Raw genomic sequence first — 13321 nt, 5'->3', positions numbered from 1 at the left:
TTACAACAGTTAAAAGCAAAGAGTAAATAAGTTCATGTCGACCCCTGCCCAGATCCTACTTGTTGAGGACGATCTTGATATTGCCGAACAAGTACTGCTGTTTTTCCGTGCCTCAGGCTTTGATATGCACCACATCGATGATGGTGCTGAAGTGGTTTCCTGGGTAAAGCGCAACCAGCCAGATGCTATCTTAATGGACATCATGCTACCTAACCAAGATGGCGTGAGTTGTTTACAACAAATTCGCGCTTTTTCGGAGGTTCCGATAGTCATGCTGACGGCAAAAGTGACGGAAGGCGACCGTTTAAAAGGCTTGGAATTTGACGCTGATGATTATGTCTGTAAGCCATTTAGTGCCGCTGAGCTGGTGATGCGGATGAGGGCGATTTTGCGTCGCTGTGCCAATACCAACGCCTATCAAAAGCCGATTGAGGTAGATAACGCGGCGCTCAACGTCAAGTTAAATGGTCAGCCATTACCATTAACCAAGGTTGAGTTTGATGTCTTTGCCCTGCTCTATCACGCGCCGAACCGAGTGTTTTCCAGACAGCAGATCCTCGATCATATCCAGCCCGATAACTTCGATATTTCAGATCGGGTCATAGACAGCCACATAAAAAATATTCGTAAAAAAATCAAGTTACTAGGTGTATCGACTAAAGTCGTTGAATCCGTTTATGGTGCCGGTTATCGCTTCAATGGCGACCACATAGACAAATGATAAGTGATTGAAATTATTATCTAAGGTATGATTAAAGCAGGTTCGTTGCAGAGAAGTCGATATGCTTTGGTCTATGCTTTTAAACACCCCTCTTTGGTACAGTCTCAGTTTAGTTGCTGCTGGCGTTGCAGTCACGGCGCCTTGGTTGTGGCTCACACGAGCTCGAGCCAAGCAACAGTTATCGGATCTGAGCGCCGCCAAACAAGCTGAAGTTGACTTGGCCCAACAGCAAGTGCAACAGCTGCAAACCCAACAACTACAAAATCACGGTCAACTACAACAATTGCAAGCGCGACTGGCCGAGCGGCAAAGGCAAAGTAGCGAATATCAACAGTTGTGGCAGCGTGAGCAAGATGCTAAAGAGGAAATACAGGTTCATGCTCATGAATTAGAAGTCGAAATGGCAAACCTGCGAACCACACTTGAGCAAAAGCAGATCGGTTTTGAGCAACAGTTATCGCAATTACAAGAAGCAAAAGCGCAGCTCAAAGAAGAGTTTCACAACTTAGCGAATCAAATTTTCGAAGAGAAAAGTGAGCGTTTCAGCCATCAAAGCAAAGAAAAGCTACAACAGCTGCTACAGCCAGTTCAAGGTGAACTCAAAGGCTTTCGTGATAAAATGGAAGCTATCCACAGTGAAGAGTTAAAACAGCGGGCTTCACTGCAAACCGAATTGCTGCACCTGCAAGCCAACAACAAAGCCATGACCGAGCAAGCCGACAAGCTCACCAGTGCTTTACAAGGGCAAAAAAAGGCGCAAGGCAACTGGGGCGAGTTGATGCTCGAAAATGTGCTGGACAGTGCAGGCCTAAGAGCTGGAAGCGATTACCAAAGAGAAGTGAACTTTACTACCGAAGAGGGCAATTTTCGTCCCGACGTGGTGGTCTACCTTCCCCAGTCTAGGCACTTAGTAATCGATGCTAAAACCTCTTTAAATGCCTATACCCGTTATATTAATGCCGCCACTGACAGTGAAGCCAATCAAGCCATCGTAGCGCACTGTGAGGCGGTCACCGCGCGTATAAAAGAGCTTGGAAGTAAATCGTATGAGCGCTTACCAGGTCTTAATTCGCCCGAGGTGGTGATCATGTTCATCCCGGTGGAATCCGCCTTTGTCGAAGCCGTGAAACACAAACCCACCTTGTATCAAGATGCACTACAAAATAATGTGTTAGTGGCGACCCCCACTACTTTATTAACCAGCTTAAATATCGTTAAGCAGCTGTGGCGTTTTGAGGAACAAAGCAAGCATACTCGCGAATTGGCCTTACGGGCGGAGAAGTTTTATAACAAACTCAATAACTTTCTCCACAGTATGGAAGGGGTTGGCAAACAGCTCGATAAAGCCAGAGAAAGTTATGATAAGGCATTCTCACAGTTGTACATGGGCAAAGGCAACCTGATAAAACAAGCCAGCGAATTTAAAGAGTTAGGCGTTGCTGTGGTAAAAGAGTTACCGACCGAACTGCAAGATAAAGCCAAGCTGGAACTTGAGCCAAATGAAGCAATAGCCGATAACTCACAGAGCAAAGAATAAGCCTCGGCCGTCACTATGCGCCACTAAGCAAAGTCTGCTCTTTAGGACGGCAGGCTGCAAAATCGCTGCGTCTAGGACTTTCGCTGTAAAGGTGAATAAATACCGTTAAGCTGCCGACGTCATGCCAAATAGCACTATTGCTAGGAGGGCATAAAGATTGTGAGATATACCCATTTAAGGCTTCGCCTTGCAATGCCAAGCGCTCTGGTATTCTGATATAGACATTGACTTCGCTAGTGCTGGTTTTTAAATGAGAAAACTGCCAGCTTCCCATCATATACTGCTTCGAAAAATAGCGATAAATGCGTTGCTCTGCGGCGGCGTCAAGCCCCTTTACATTTACGCTTTCAGTATTGTTATACTGGCTTGCAACCACACCAATACAAGTGAAGATAAGTGTTAATACCAGTAACTTATAATGCTTTACTGGCTTAGATGGTGTTTTGCTTGGCTTAGTTTTGGTTCTTGATTCCACTACTTTCAGCCAATCTGAATGTTTCATTGTCCGTTGTGCCATGGTGATGCTCCGTTTTCGTTATGACTGTATTTAAACGTGGCAATGTGGAGTAAAAATGGAGTTAATAAACATCAGACCAGTAACGGCAGGCGTTATAGTGACCTAAGGAACTAAACCATGCGTCATAAGCTAGACAAAAAAGTTCTTTAACTTGTCCCTTAAAACAGATCTAAAATCCGCTCCCTTTCATATTACTGCTGCGTCATGAGTAATGAAAAAATTGCCATGAAGCAATTTGGGTTATGCGCCAGAAGTCGCATAGTCATGAATGCACAATGTATGTTATTAAATCAGAGGCTCAAGACCATGCCTTGATGAGTCTCATACCGTGGCTAAGTGCCACACGGTTTCAAATGCCAAGTTCAGGACACGGGACAATTTATGCAACGAACACGACACAACCAGAGTAACCTTTTTGTAAAGCCGCTTTCTTTAGCCATTGGTACGGCTCTATTTGCTTCACTCGTGCCACAAGCCATGGCAGAGGATTCGCAAACACAAGCTCAGGAAAATGTTGAAGTCATCGAAGTAACCGGCACGCGACGCAGCCTTCGTAGCGTCGCCGAAAGTACGGTACCTGTGGATGTGATTTCACTTGATGATATTAATAGCACTGGGCAACTGGAGTTAAGCCAAGTTTTAACCACGCTTATCCCTAGCTTTAACTTTCCTAACTCGACGCTAGCAGACGGCACTGACCACGCAAGACCTGCAGTTTTACGTGGTTTAGCACCGGATCACACACTGGTATTGGTTAATGGAAAACGACGCCATGCTGGCGCCTTATTAAACCTCAATGGCACCGTTGGTCGTGGCTCTACTGCCGTTGACCTGAATACGATTCCTGCTGCTGCGATTAAACGTGTTGAAGTGTTGCGTGACGGCGCTGCTGCGCAGTACGGCTCTGACGCCATTGCCGGGGTCATCAACATTGTCTTAAAAGATGCCAGCGAAGGCGGTAGCGTGAGCTTGACCTATGGTGAGCACAATACTCAAATGGCCGGTGCTGCGCAGCTATTAGAAACACGAGCCGATGGCGACGGCAACCTAGACTTCGTGCTTGGTGACGATCGTACCCGCCATGATGGTGGCACCACGACGCTGGGCGCCAATGCTGGTTTTGCATTAGGCAATGATGGTTTTATCAATATTGCCGCTGAATTGCGTGATAAAAAACCAACGAACCGTTCCGGTTTTGATCCCAGAGAGCAGTATGAGCGCGATGAAAATGGTGCTCTAGACCCTCGAGAGTTTACTTTTGACCGCTATAATCACCGTTTCGGTAAAGCGGAAATTGAAGATATTGCGCTATTTTTTAACGCCGGTTATGACTTAGACAATGACACTCAAGTCTACTCCTTTGGCAGTTACTCAACCCGTGAAGGCAACTCTGGTGGTTTTTACCGCCGTGCAAAAGACAGCCGTAACACGCCTAGCATTTATCCCAATGGCTTTTTGCCGCAAATTGTCAGCGATGTTGATGATTACTCGTTGGCTTTAGGCATTAAAGGCAGTCGCGGTGAGTGGGACTATGACATCAGTAGCAACTATGGTGCTAATGACTTCTCTTTAGGCGTTATCAACAGCCTTAACACCTCATTAGGGGCTAATAGTCAGACTGAGTTTGACAATGGTGCGCTTATTTACTCGCAGTGGTTGGTGAATGCAGACGCTAAGACGGTACTCGATTTAGGCTTGCCTGATGATGTTTTCTTCACCGTTGGCGCCGAATATCGCCGCGAGCAATATGAAATCGAAATGGGTGAGCTGGCATCGTATCAGACTGTGCTCGATCAACAAGGCAATCCTGTTGCTGCTGGTGGTGCGCAAGTATTGGCGGGCTTTGGGCCTGAGAGTGCGGTGGACGAGTCACGCCACAATGTCGCGTTATTCGCAGAACTCGATACTTATTTGAGCCAAGACTGGAACCTAGTTCTAGCGGGTCGTTTTGAGGACTATAGTGACTTTGGCAGTACTTTTACCTCGAAATTGGCCACACGTTATGTGATGACGGATAACTTATCACTGCGCGGCGCCTTAAGTACTGGTTTTAGAGCGCCTTCATTAGCGCAAACCTCATACAAATCGATTGCTACGGTATTCGAAAACGGCGTGCCTAACGAAGTTGGCTTGTTCCCAGTTGATACTGCTGCGGCGCAAGCACTGGGAGCGCAGGAGTTAGAGCCGGAAGAATCCGTTAATATGACCGCTGGGTTTGTGTACACCCAAGGGGCATTATCGTTTACTGTGGATGCCTACCGCATAGAGATTGATGACCGCATCGTGTTATCGGAAAATCTGAGCGGCCCTGAAGTGGAAGCGATTTTACAACAAGCCGGTGAGTTTAATACTCAACGCGTTCGCTACTTTACCAATGCCATCGATTCGCGCACCCAAGGCGTCGATATCGTGGCGACCTACAGCTTGGATTTGGCTGATTACGGTAATGTCAGATTGAGCGCCGCGTTAAACCTTAATGACACTGAAGTCACAGACGTTAAGGCAAATCCTGCGGAGCTGGAAGCGTTAGGTGATAGTTATGAGTACTTTGCACGTCGCGAAATCGCGCGTTTTGAAGATGGTACGCCAAAAGACAAGTGGAACCTTGCTGCGATTTGGCAATATGGCGACTTGCAAACCACGCTGCGTGCAACGCGCTATGGGGAAACGGTGGACTCTTCAAGTAGCATTGAAAACGATGAGGTATTGGCAGCAAAATGGATAACTGACCTTGAAGTGGCTTACACCATTGATGAACAATGGAAGTTAGCACTTGGGGCGAACAATTTATTCGATCAATACCCACAGGACACGGTGAGTAATATTGGTTACAGCACCTTTAATCAGGTGTTCCCTTACTCTGGCTTCTCCGCCTATAACACCGACGGGCGATTTGTTTACGGTAATATCAGTTACCGCTTCTAAACATTTGATACAAGCTTTCAGCAAGGTCAAATCCCTTTGACCTTGCTGCTCTTTAGCTTGCTCGCAGCGCTTCGCTTGTTACCGCCTTTGGTAGCTCGATACGAATACACAAGCCCCCCATTTTGCCGGTTTTAACGCTAACGCTGCCTGCCATAGCGGTAATTAAACTCTGACAGATTGACAACCCAAGTCCCGACCCTCCGGTGGCGCGACTTCGAGAGGATTCAACGCGATACAGCCTTTCAAATAACTTCATTTGCTCAGCTTCTGGCACCCCAGGAGCGCTATCATCCATTTGAATAAAGAGCCCTTGAGTGTTTAAGCGAATTTTGAGCCGCACTTTGCCGGGTTTATCGGTGTATAAACAGGCATTTTTAGCCAAGTTATCAATAACGCGGTCGAGCTTAGGCTTATCGATATACAGGCTCATATCATCGGCCTGAATGTCTGCAATAAACTGCAGTTGGTAACTGCTTACTAAACGCTCGACATCATATACGTAGCTATTAATGACGGTACGGCCACAGTGCTGTTGTTCCGATAGCTTTAATGCGTCATGGTCGGCTTGCGACAATTGATACACGTTTGCGATAAGCTGATTTAACTGGTCTATTTTATTATTTATCTTGGCGTAAGCTAAGGTGTCATCATCAATGAGGTTATGCTCCATGGCTTCGATATGCAGCTTCAGTACGCTCAGTGGCGTACGCAACTCGTGAGAAATGTCGGCCAGCATTTTATCTTTGTGCTCAATATTATGTTGATACATTTTTGCCTGTAAGGTGGCATTACGATGCTTGAAAACAAAGAACCCAATAACCATTAGGGCGGCAAATAAAATGGCGAGCGCAGCAATAACCCAAAGCTTTCTTGAAAGCTGAGCATTTTCTAAGTTCACTAGCGTTAATGCCTGCTCGCTTTTAGCCTGATCCAGTTTTTGTTGTTGCACTAGGACATCGAGGCTCTTTTTATAACTATTGATTCGTTTTTGTAGCAGTGCTTCGTTATTTTGGCGTTGTAAATTGGCCACGGAGTACATTAATTCATACGCTTGTGAGTGCTGCTTGGTCATCGCTAAGGCCTGTGCTTTAGCGTAATAATACCGCTCTAGTAATGTGTCTGCTGTTTCTTTTGCGGTGATTTTATCAAGCTCGGTGAGCAGTGCTGCGGTATGCTCCGTCTCTTGTCTGGCTATGTAAATTTCTAGCACGGTGAGGTTGGCATAAAAGCGCTGTATATGAGAATCGGTGGTCTGTGCCGCTTTAAGGCCTGCTTGGGCATGAGTTAGCGCTAAATCAAGCCGTTGTTGTTCCCGGGCAACCAATGCCGCAGTGCGATAAGCGCGACTTAACGCCGCATTGGCACCGATTTGTTTAAGGTAATCGATGGCTTCATCGATCTGAGTGTTGGCGGCATGGTATTTTTTGTTACGAAACTTAAGTTCGGCAAGTCGCAATGCTGTGCCGGCAATATTACGTACCTCCTTGCTCGCTTTATCGGCAATGAGCGCCTCTGAGAAGAAGTACTCGGCGTTGTCTAAATCCCCTAACCGCAGTGATATGTCACCGAGATTATAAAAGTTTGCGCCGCGTTTTTCATGATCATCACTGTGTTTGAGCATCTCATAGGCTTGCATGTGATAATGTAGCGCTTGTGCTAATAGCTCTCTGTTCTCCGCCACCACACCTAAATTATTGTAGGTTTGTGCGATTTTCTCTTGGTCTTCTAGGGTTTGTGCAATTGCCAAGGCTTTTAAGTAATTTTGTTCGGCTTGCTCTAGTTTCGATTGCCGCCGCAAGTTAATGCCGAGCTCCTTGTATATATGGTACTTCCTGTTATCAGTTAGATAAAAGCTTTGTTCCATAAACTGTAAAGTAGAAATGGATTTCGCATGATTCCCCTGCTTTCTATGGATCATGGCTTTAATCAGTAAGGATTCGTATCGAACCGTGTCATCTTGGTGTTGTTGAAATTGTTCAATTTTAGCCAAGGCTTGTTCATAGTGACCGGCTTTTTCAAGGCTTCTTAATTCATCGATGACTGCTTGATTGGCATCGCAGCGAAATGCCAAACACAACATGGTTAGAGGTATTAATATAGATAGCGCGCTCATAATTTGCTTTTAATTGGGAAAGTTCACAATAATATTGCGCGAAAAAAGTGGTGGAAATATGGAGCATGTAAAGGGGGTTTACATTTCCAGTTGGTAAAATTTTGCTTTATGACGTAACTCAAATACAGAACAGTTTTTTACTAACCAAGTTAGTAAAAATGTGACCTGTGACCCATCTAGTTAGTAAAAATTTGTTTTGTAGCAGTGAGGATGGGTTAAAATTGCCCAGATTATTATGGAGATCAATGATCTTAAATCGATGATCGCGATCTTTCGTGTTTTACTTAGTAAAATGATGATCTAATACGCTCTAGTTAGTTAAAAGCTGATCCCTTAATGTTGCTTGGTAAAATCGTGATCTCGGTTGCTTTGCTGGTAACGATAAAAGGGCCTTGCGGCCCTTTGCTATAAGGAACTACCTAAGTAAGATGAACTAGAACTGGTTCATGGTATTGGCTTCGCCACCGGCTTTGAGTGCATTTTCACCGGAAAAGTACTCTTTGTGGGTATCGCCAATGTTAGAGCCTGCTAAGTCTTGGTGTTTAACTGAGGCTTGCTCGCGACGGATTTCCTGACGTTGAACATCGCGCACATAAGCCAGCATACCTGCCTCGCCAAAGTAACCCTCTGCCAGAATGTCGGTACTCAACGCTGCGGTGTGGTAAGTTGGCAAGGTGATCAGGTGGTGGAAAATACCCGCTTCTCTGGCTGAGTCGCGCTGGAAGCTTTGTACCAGCTGATCCGCTTCTGTTGCCAGCTCCGAACTATCAAGCTCAGGTGCCATCAAGACTTTAGCATCTTGACTTGGATCCGGGTAAGCGCTTACGTCTTTGCCTTGCTCTTGCCACTGTTGATAAACTTGCTCACGGAACTTCAGCGTCCAGTTAAACGACGGTGAATTATTGTATACCAACTTAGCATTAGGTACTTGCTCGCGCACTCGATTTACCAGCTCAGCAATTTGCTCAATGTTGGGCTTTTCGGTTTCAATCCAGAGCAAGTCGGCACCTGCTTGCAAACTGGTTACGCAATCAAGTACCACGCGGTCTTTTTCAGTGCCGGCTTTAAATTGATACAAGCCATTATCCAAACGCACCGGTTTTTGCAGTTCGCCATTGAGTTTTATTGCCATTTCACCATCGTTTAGATCCGCAGCTGAGTTAATCGGGCTGGTATCCAAGAAGCTGGTGTATTGACTCGCTAAATCACCTGGCGCTTTTGATACTGGTACTTTTTGTGTCAGGCTTGCACCTAATGAATCTGTGCGGGCAACGATCACTCCGTCTTCAACACCTAGTTCTAAGAAGGCATAACGAACGGCGTTTATTTTGGCCAAAAAGTCTTCGTGCGGCACGGTGACTTTACCTGCTTGGTGGCCACACTGTTTGGCATCAGAAACCTGGTTCTCAATTTGGATTGCACATGCCCCCGCTTCGATCATCTGTTTAGCGAGTAAGTAAGTTGCTTCTTCGTTACCAAAACCGGCGTCAATATCGGCAATAATCGGCACCACGTGAGTTTCAAAGTTGTCAATTTGGCTAATGATCTCGCTGGTGTCTTGACCACTTGCTTTAGCGGCATCTAGCGCTTTGTAAAGGTGGTCTAGTTCACGGGCATCGGCTTGCTTCAAGAAAGTATAAATTTCTTCAATGAGTGCCGACACCGCGGTTTTCTCATGCATACTTTGATCGGGCAACGGACCAAACTCAGAGCGCAGTGCTGCGACCATCCAGCCACTTAAATACACATAAGAGCGTTTGGTGGTTTTTTGGTGACGTTTAATGGCCATTAGCATTTGCTGTGCCGTAAAGCCATGCCAGCAACCTAGTGACTGAGTATATTGACTGCTATCAGCATCGTAGGCCGCCATGTCTTCGCGCATCACCTTCGCGGTGTATTTGGCAATGTCTAAGCCGGTTTTAAAACGGTTTTGCAAATGCATACGGCTGGCAAATTCTGGGTTGATTGACTGCCATGTTGCTCCTTGGCTTTGGCAAAGGCTTGCGAAGCGGTCTAACTGAGTTTGATACTGAGACATAATAAACTTCCTTTGAACGGGTGCATTAATCAAATTAATTCTGGTTGTTTAGTTTGCGGCATTGAGCAGAGTGAGAGGTGTCGATGCCGCGCTTAATTAAACACTAGGCCGAACTTTTAGATTTTTTAAATTTATAGTTGTTATTGTGAGTATATTTAACATGAATGGTAAAAGGGGTTTGTTTTTGTCAGATTTGTTTTATGTTTGACCTATCCGTTCAAAAAATTATCAAGGATTTCTCATGAGCAAGTACGTCTCTCACTCCGGCTTTCAAATCGCGACCCCACTTGCGCAATTTGTCGAGCAGTCACTTCTTCCCGGCACAGGCATTGAAAGTCAGCAGTTTTGGCAAGGACTGGCTGATATTTTTACCAAGCTGACGCCCATCAATCAGGCACTATTAGCGAAAAGAGATAGCTTGCAACAACAAATTGATGACTATCACAGTGAACACCCTGATTGGCAGGCTGAAGAGTATCGGACATTTCTTGAAGAGATTGGTTACCTACAGCCACAGCCAGAAGATTTTACTATTGAAACGCAACACGTCGAACCGGAAATAGCAGCCGCCGCCGCGCCACAGCTAGTGGTACCTGTTAATAATGCGCGATTTGCTCTCAATGCTGCTAATGCCCGCTGGGGATCGCTCTATGATGCCTTGTATGGCACGGATGTCTTATCTGAAGAGGATGGCGCTGAGCGCACTGCACAATACAACCCCACTCGGGGTTTTAAGGTCATGGCTTACGCTAGGCAGTTTCTCGACCGCGCCCTGCCACTTGAGCAAGGTTCACACATTGAAAGCAGTAACTATGCGGTTCTCGATGGCAAGTTGATTATTACCTTAAACGACTCATCTCAGGTCACACTGAAGCAACCAGAGCAGCTGGTGGGGTATCAAGGCGAGCCACAAAATCCCAGTGCCATTTTATTGCGTCATCACGATTTGCACATCGAAATTCAAATTGACCCTCACCACCCTATTGGTCAGGCAGATAAAGCGGGGATCAAAGACGTGGTGTTAGAGTCGGCGTTAACTACCATCATGGACTGTGAGGACTCGGTTGCCGCGGTTGATGCCGAGGACAAAGTGCTGGTATATCGTAATTGGCTAGGACTTATGCGTGGCGACCTATCTGAAACCTTTACGAAATCGGGTAAAGCCATGACCCGTAGCTTAAATGCTGACCGCAGCTATTATGATTTAAACGGTCAGCGTTTTAGTCTTAAGGGGCGTTCGATGATGTTTGTGCGAAACGTTGGCCACCTTATGACCACACCGGCGGTGCTCGATCAGCAGGGGAATGAGCAGTTTGAAGGGATCTTAGATGCAATAATGACCAGTTTGGCTGCGCTGCATGATCTGCAAGGCAACAGCCCATTTAAAAACTCCACCGCGGCCAGCATTAATATTGTGAAGCCAAAAATGCATGGTCCCGAAGAGGTGGCGTTTACCGAACAATTATTCAGTGCGGTAGAGCAGCTCCTAGCGTTACCTAAAAACACCATAAAAATGGGGATTATGGATGAAGAACGCCGTACTTCAGTGAACCTCAAGGCGTGTATCGCAGCTGCAAAGCAACGGGTGGTCTTTATTAACACTGGCTTTTTAGATAGAACCGGTGATGAAATCCATACTTCGATGCTTGCCGGCGCTGTGCTGCCTAAAGCGCAAATCAAGGGCCAGGCTTGGATAGCGGCATATGAAGATCAAAATGTCGATATTGGTTTAAAAACGGGCTTTAGCAAAAAGGCCCAGATCGGCAAAGGCATGTGGCCAATGCCAGACAAGATGGCCTTGATGATGGAGCAAAAGCAAGGTCACCCAGAGTCGGGAGCGAATACTGCTTGGGTGCCGTCACCTACCGCAGCAACCTTACACGCCATGCACTATCACTATGTTGATGTCTTTGCTCGGCAACTAGAAATTAAAACCCGTCAGCAAGCCTCGTTAGACAGTCTGTTAACGCCACCATTAATGCTAGACAACCGTCTCTCGGCAGAAGATATTCAGGCGGAATTGGATAATAATGTGCAAGGGATTTTAGGCTATGTGGTGAGATGGATAGACCAAGGCGTCGGCTGCTCAAAAGTGCCTGACATTAATCATATTGGTTTAATGGAAGACCGAGCTACTTTACGGGTCTCCAGTCAGCATATCGCCAACTGGTTACATCACGGCATTTGTACTGCCGAGCAAGTTGAGAAAACATTTCAGCGTATGGCAGTGGTCGTAGATGGTCAAAGTCAGCATGACTCACACTACCAGCCTATGGTGCAAGAAGGTAAGCCGCTAGGCGAAAACTTGGCCTATAAAGCGGCGATTGCACTGGTGTTTGAAGGCAAGCTGCAGCCCAATGGCTATACCGAGCCGCTGCTGCATGCATATCGTCAAGCGTACAAACGCCAACTGGGATAATGGCTTAGCTAAGCACCCTGTTAAATTTATTTTTGATGTCAGAGCAAAGGTCGGGTTTCCCGGCCTTTTTTGGTGATAGGTCAAACTTATTTTTCTTGAGGTAAAATTTATTTGACATTGTCTTGGTTGAATTCTAACCTATCAATGTAAAAAATATTTAACTTAGAGTATGGTGTATTTAACATGGATAATGACAATAAGCTCAAGGCTTTTTTAGACTCTCTTAGTTTTCGTGATTTAACCATTACGGTGGAGTTACTGGTTACCGGCTATGTACTTTACTTTTATGCCACTGAGTTGCTTAGCGCCAGTGACGTTATGCGTGAAGACCCAAGCTGGGTCTCCGGGTTGCTGCTAAAGGTCGTTGTTATTTCAATTATTGTCTCTATTGCAGGGCGTGTCTTATTAGCTTTTGTCAGTGATGATAATGTCGATAAACCCTTAGATGAACGCCAACGACTTATTGCCTTAGCTGGGCTTAAGCCAGCCTACTGGGTATTACAATCTGGTGTGTGTGTAGCCATATTCCAATATACTGCAGAAGCACATGGTTGGCCGCAAGGGGCGACTATTGCGGTTCCATTTTTAGCGTTACACATCTTAGTGGTGTCTTTTCTTTTGGCGGAGCTGGTGGGCTATGGAACGCAACTTGTGCAGGCGCATAGAGGAGCCAGTTATGGCTGAGTTGCCAATAAAAAACAATATTAGAAAACTGCGCTTCTTACATGATGAAATGACGCAAAAACAATTAGCCGATTTAGTTGGTGTTACGCGACAAACCATCATGGCCATTGAAGCGGCGAAATACTCCCCTTCTCTTGAAGTGGCCTTTCGAATTGCCAAGGTGTTTAATACTTCCATTGAGTCGGTGTTTGAGTATCAGAGGTAAGACGCCAGTCACTGAACCGTTGATGTTTAATCCCAAATACGGCTTGGATCAGGATTTTTGCTTTTTGCCGCTGCCGCTCTAGGCTCGTGCATTTTTTATTTTTACATTACTCGATGTGGCATATTCAATCCGCTATTTGACTGCCACTGCATAATTAATCTC

At 45.9% G+C, this 13321-nt stretch carries 9 protein-coding genes; 6 read left to right on the top strand and 3 right to left on the bottom strand.

What is annotated here, in order from left to right; translation table 11 throughout:
* The first annotated feature begins 34 nt into the window (after window positions 1-34).
* Window positions 35-721 (top strand): response regulator, encoded by a 687-nt coding sequence (locus R3P39_RS02665; RefSeq protein WP_336565468.1) that lies wholly within the window; start codon window positions 35-37, stop codon window positions 719-721.
* 61 nt (window positions 722-782) lie between these two features.
* Window positions 783-2258 (top strand): DNA recombination protein RmuC, encoded by a 1476-nt coding sequence (gene rmuC / locus R3P39_RS02660; protein WP_336565467.1) that lies wholly within the window; start codon window positions 783-785, stop codon window positions 2256-2258.
* 13 nt (window positions 2259-2271) lie between these two features.
* Here the strand turns inward: rmuC and R3P39_RS02655 are convergent, their stop codons facing one another.
* Window positions 2272-2775 (bottom strand): hypothetical protein, encoded by a 504-nt coding sequence (locus R3P39_RS02655; protein ID WP_336565466.1) that lies wholly within the window; start codon window positions 2773-2775, stop codon window positions 2272-2274.
* Between the two features lie 381 nt (window positions 2776-3156).
* Between R3P39_RS02655 and R3P39_RS02650 the strand changes: the two genes are divergently transcribed.
* Window positions 3157-5700, top strand: coding sequence for a TonB-dependent receptor plug domain-containing protein (locus R3P39_RS02650; protein ID WP_336565465.1), 2544 nt, complete (start codon window positions 3157-3159; stop codon window positions 5698-5700).
* A gap of 52 nt (window positions 5701-5752) precedes the next feature.
* Here R3P39_RS02650 and R3P39_RS02645 read toward each other — a convergent pair whose 3' ends face one another.
* Together R3P39_RS02645 and R3P39_RS02640 are read right to left on the bottom strand one after the other, a co-directional pair.
* Entirely contained in the window at window positions 5753-7813 is a 2061-nt protein-coding gene (locus R3P39_RS02645; protein ID WP_336565464.1) for an ATP-binding protein, read from the bottom strand.
* A 433-nt stretch (window positions 7814-8246) separates the two neighbouring features.
* Entirely contained in the window at window positions 8247-9851 is a 1605-nt protein-coding gene (locus R3P39_RS02640; RefSeq protein ID WP_336565463.1) for an isocitrate lyase, read from the bottom strand.
* Between the two features lie 241 nt (window positions 9852-10092).
* Between R3P39_RS02640 and R3P39_RS02635 the strand changes: the two genes are divergently transcribed.
* From R3P39_RS02635 to R3P39_RS02625, 3 genes are all read left to right on the top strand, one after another.
* The gene (locus R3P39_RS02635; RefSeq protein WP_336565462.1) at window positions 10093-12270 is read left to right on the top strand and encodes a malate synthase G; all 2178 of its coding nucleotides are present in this window, start codon (window positions 10093-10095) and stop codon (window positions 12268-12270) included.
* Window positions 12271-12453: 183 nt separating this feature from the next.
* On the top strand, window positions 12454-12954 hold the full coding sequence (locus R3P39_RS02630; RefSeq protein ID WP_336565461.1) for a hypothetical protein: 501 nt from the start codon (window positions 12454-12456) through the stop codon (window positions 12952-12954).
* Entirely contained in the window at window positions 12947-13159 is a 213-nt protein-coding gene (locus R3P39_RS02625; RefSeq protein WP_336565460.1) for a helix-turn-helix transcriptional regulator, read from the top strand. The genes R3P39_RS02630 and R3P39_RS02625 overlap by 8 nt, the downstream gene beginning before the upstream one ends.
* The last annotated feature ends 162 nt before the right edge of the window (window positions 13160-13321 follow it).

Source organism: Pseudoalteromonas sp. UG3-2 (assembly GCF_037120705.1).
Taxonomy (GTDB): Bacteria; Pseudomonadota; Gammaproteobacteria; order Enterobacterales; family Alteromonadaceae; genus Pseudoalteromonas.
Note: the sequence above shows the minus strand (reverse complement) of the source record. Positions and strands in the feature narration are given on the sequence as shown.

Bases quoted from the DNA above. Each gene is read 5' to 3' on its own strand.
- R3P39_RS02635 (WP_336565462.1), top strand. From the start codon at position 10,093: ATGAGCAAGTACGTCTCTCACTCCGGCTTTCAAATCGCGACCCCACTT.
- rmuC (WP_336565467.1), top strand. From the start codon at position 783: ATGCTTTGGTCTATGCTTTTAAACACCCCTCTTTGGTACAGTCTCAGT.
- R3P39_RS02655 (WP_336565466.1), bottom strand. From the start codon at position 2,775: ATGGCACAACGGACAATGAAACATTCAGATTGGCTGAAAGTAGTGGAA.
- R3P39_RS02645 (WP_336565464.1), bottom strand. From the start codon at position 7,813: ATGAGCGCGCTATCTATATTAATACCTCTAACCATGTTGTGTTTGGCA.
- R3P39_RS02625 (WP_336565460.1), top strand. From the start codon at position 12,947: ATGGCTGAGTTGCCAATAAAAAACAATATTAGAAAACTGCGCTTCTTA.
- R3P39_RS02665 (WP_336565468.1), top strand. From the start codon at position 35: ATGTCGACCCCTGCCCAGATCCTACTTGTTGAGGACGATCTTGATATT.
- R3P39_RS02630 (WP_336565461.1), top strand. From the start codon at position 12,454: ATGGATAATGACAATAAGCTCAAGGCTTTTTTAGACTCTCTTAGTTTT.
- R3P39_RS02650 (WP_336565465.1), top strand. From the start codon at position 3,157: ATGCAACGAACACGACACAACCAGAGTAACCTTTTTGTAAAGCCGCTT.
- R3P39_RS02640 (WP_336565463.1), bottom strand. From the start codon at position 9,851: ATGTCTCAGTATCAAACTCAGTTAGACCGCTTCGCAAGCCTTTGCCAA.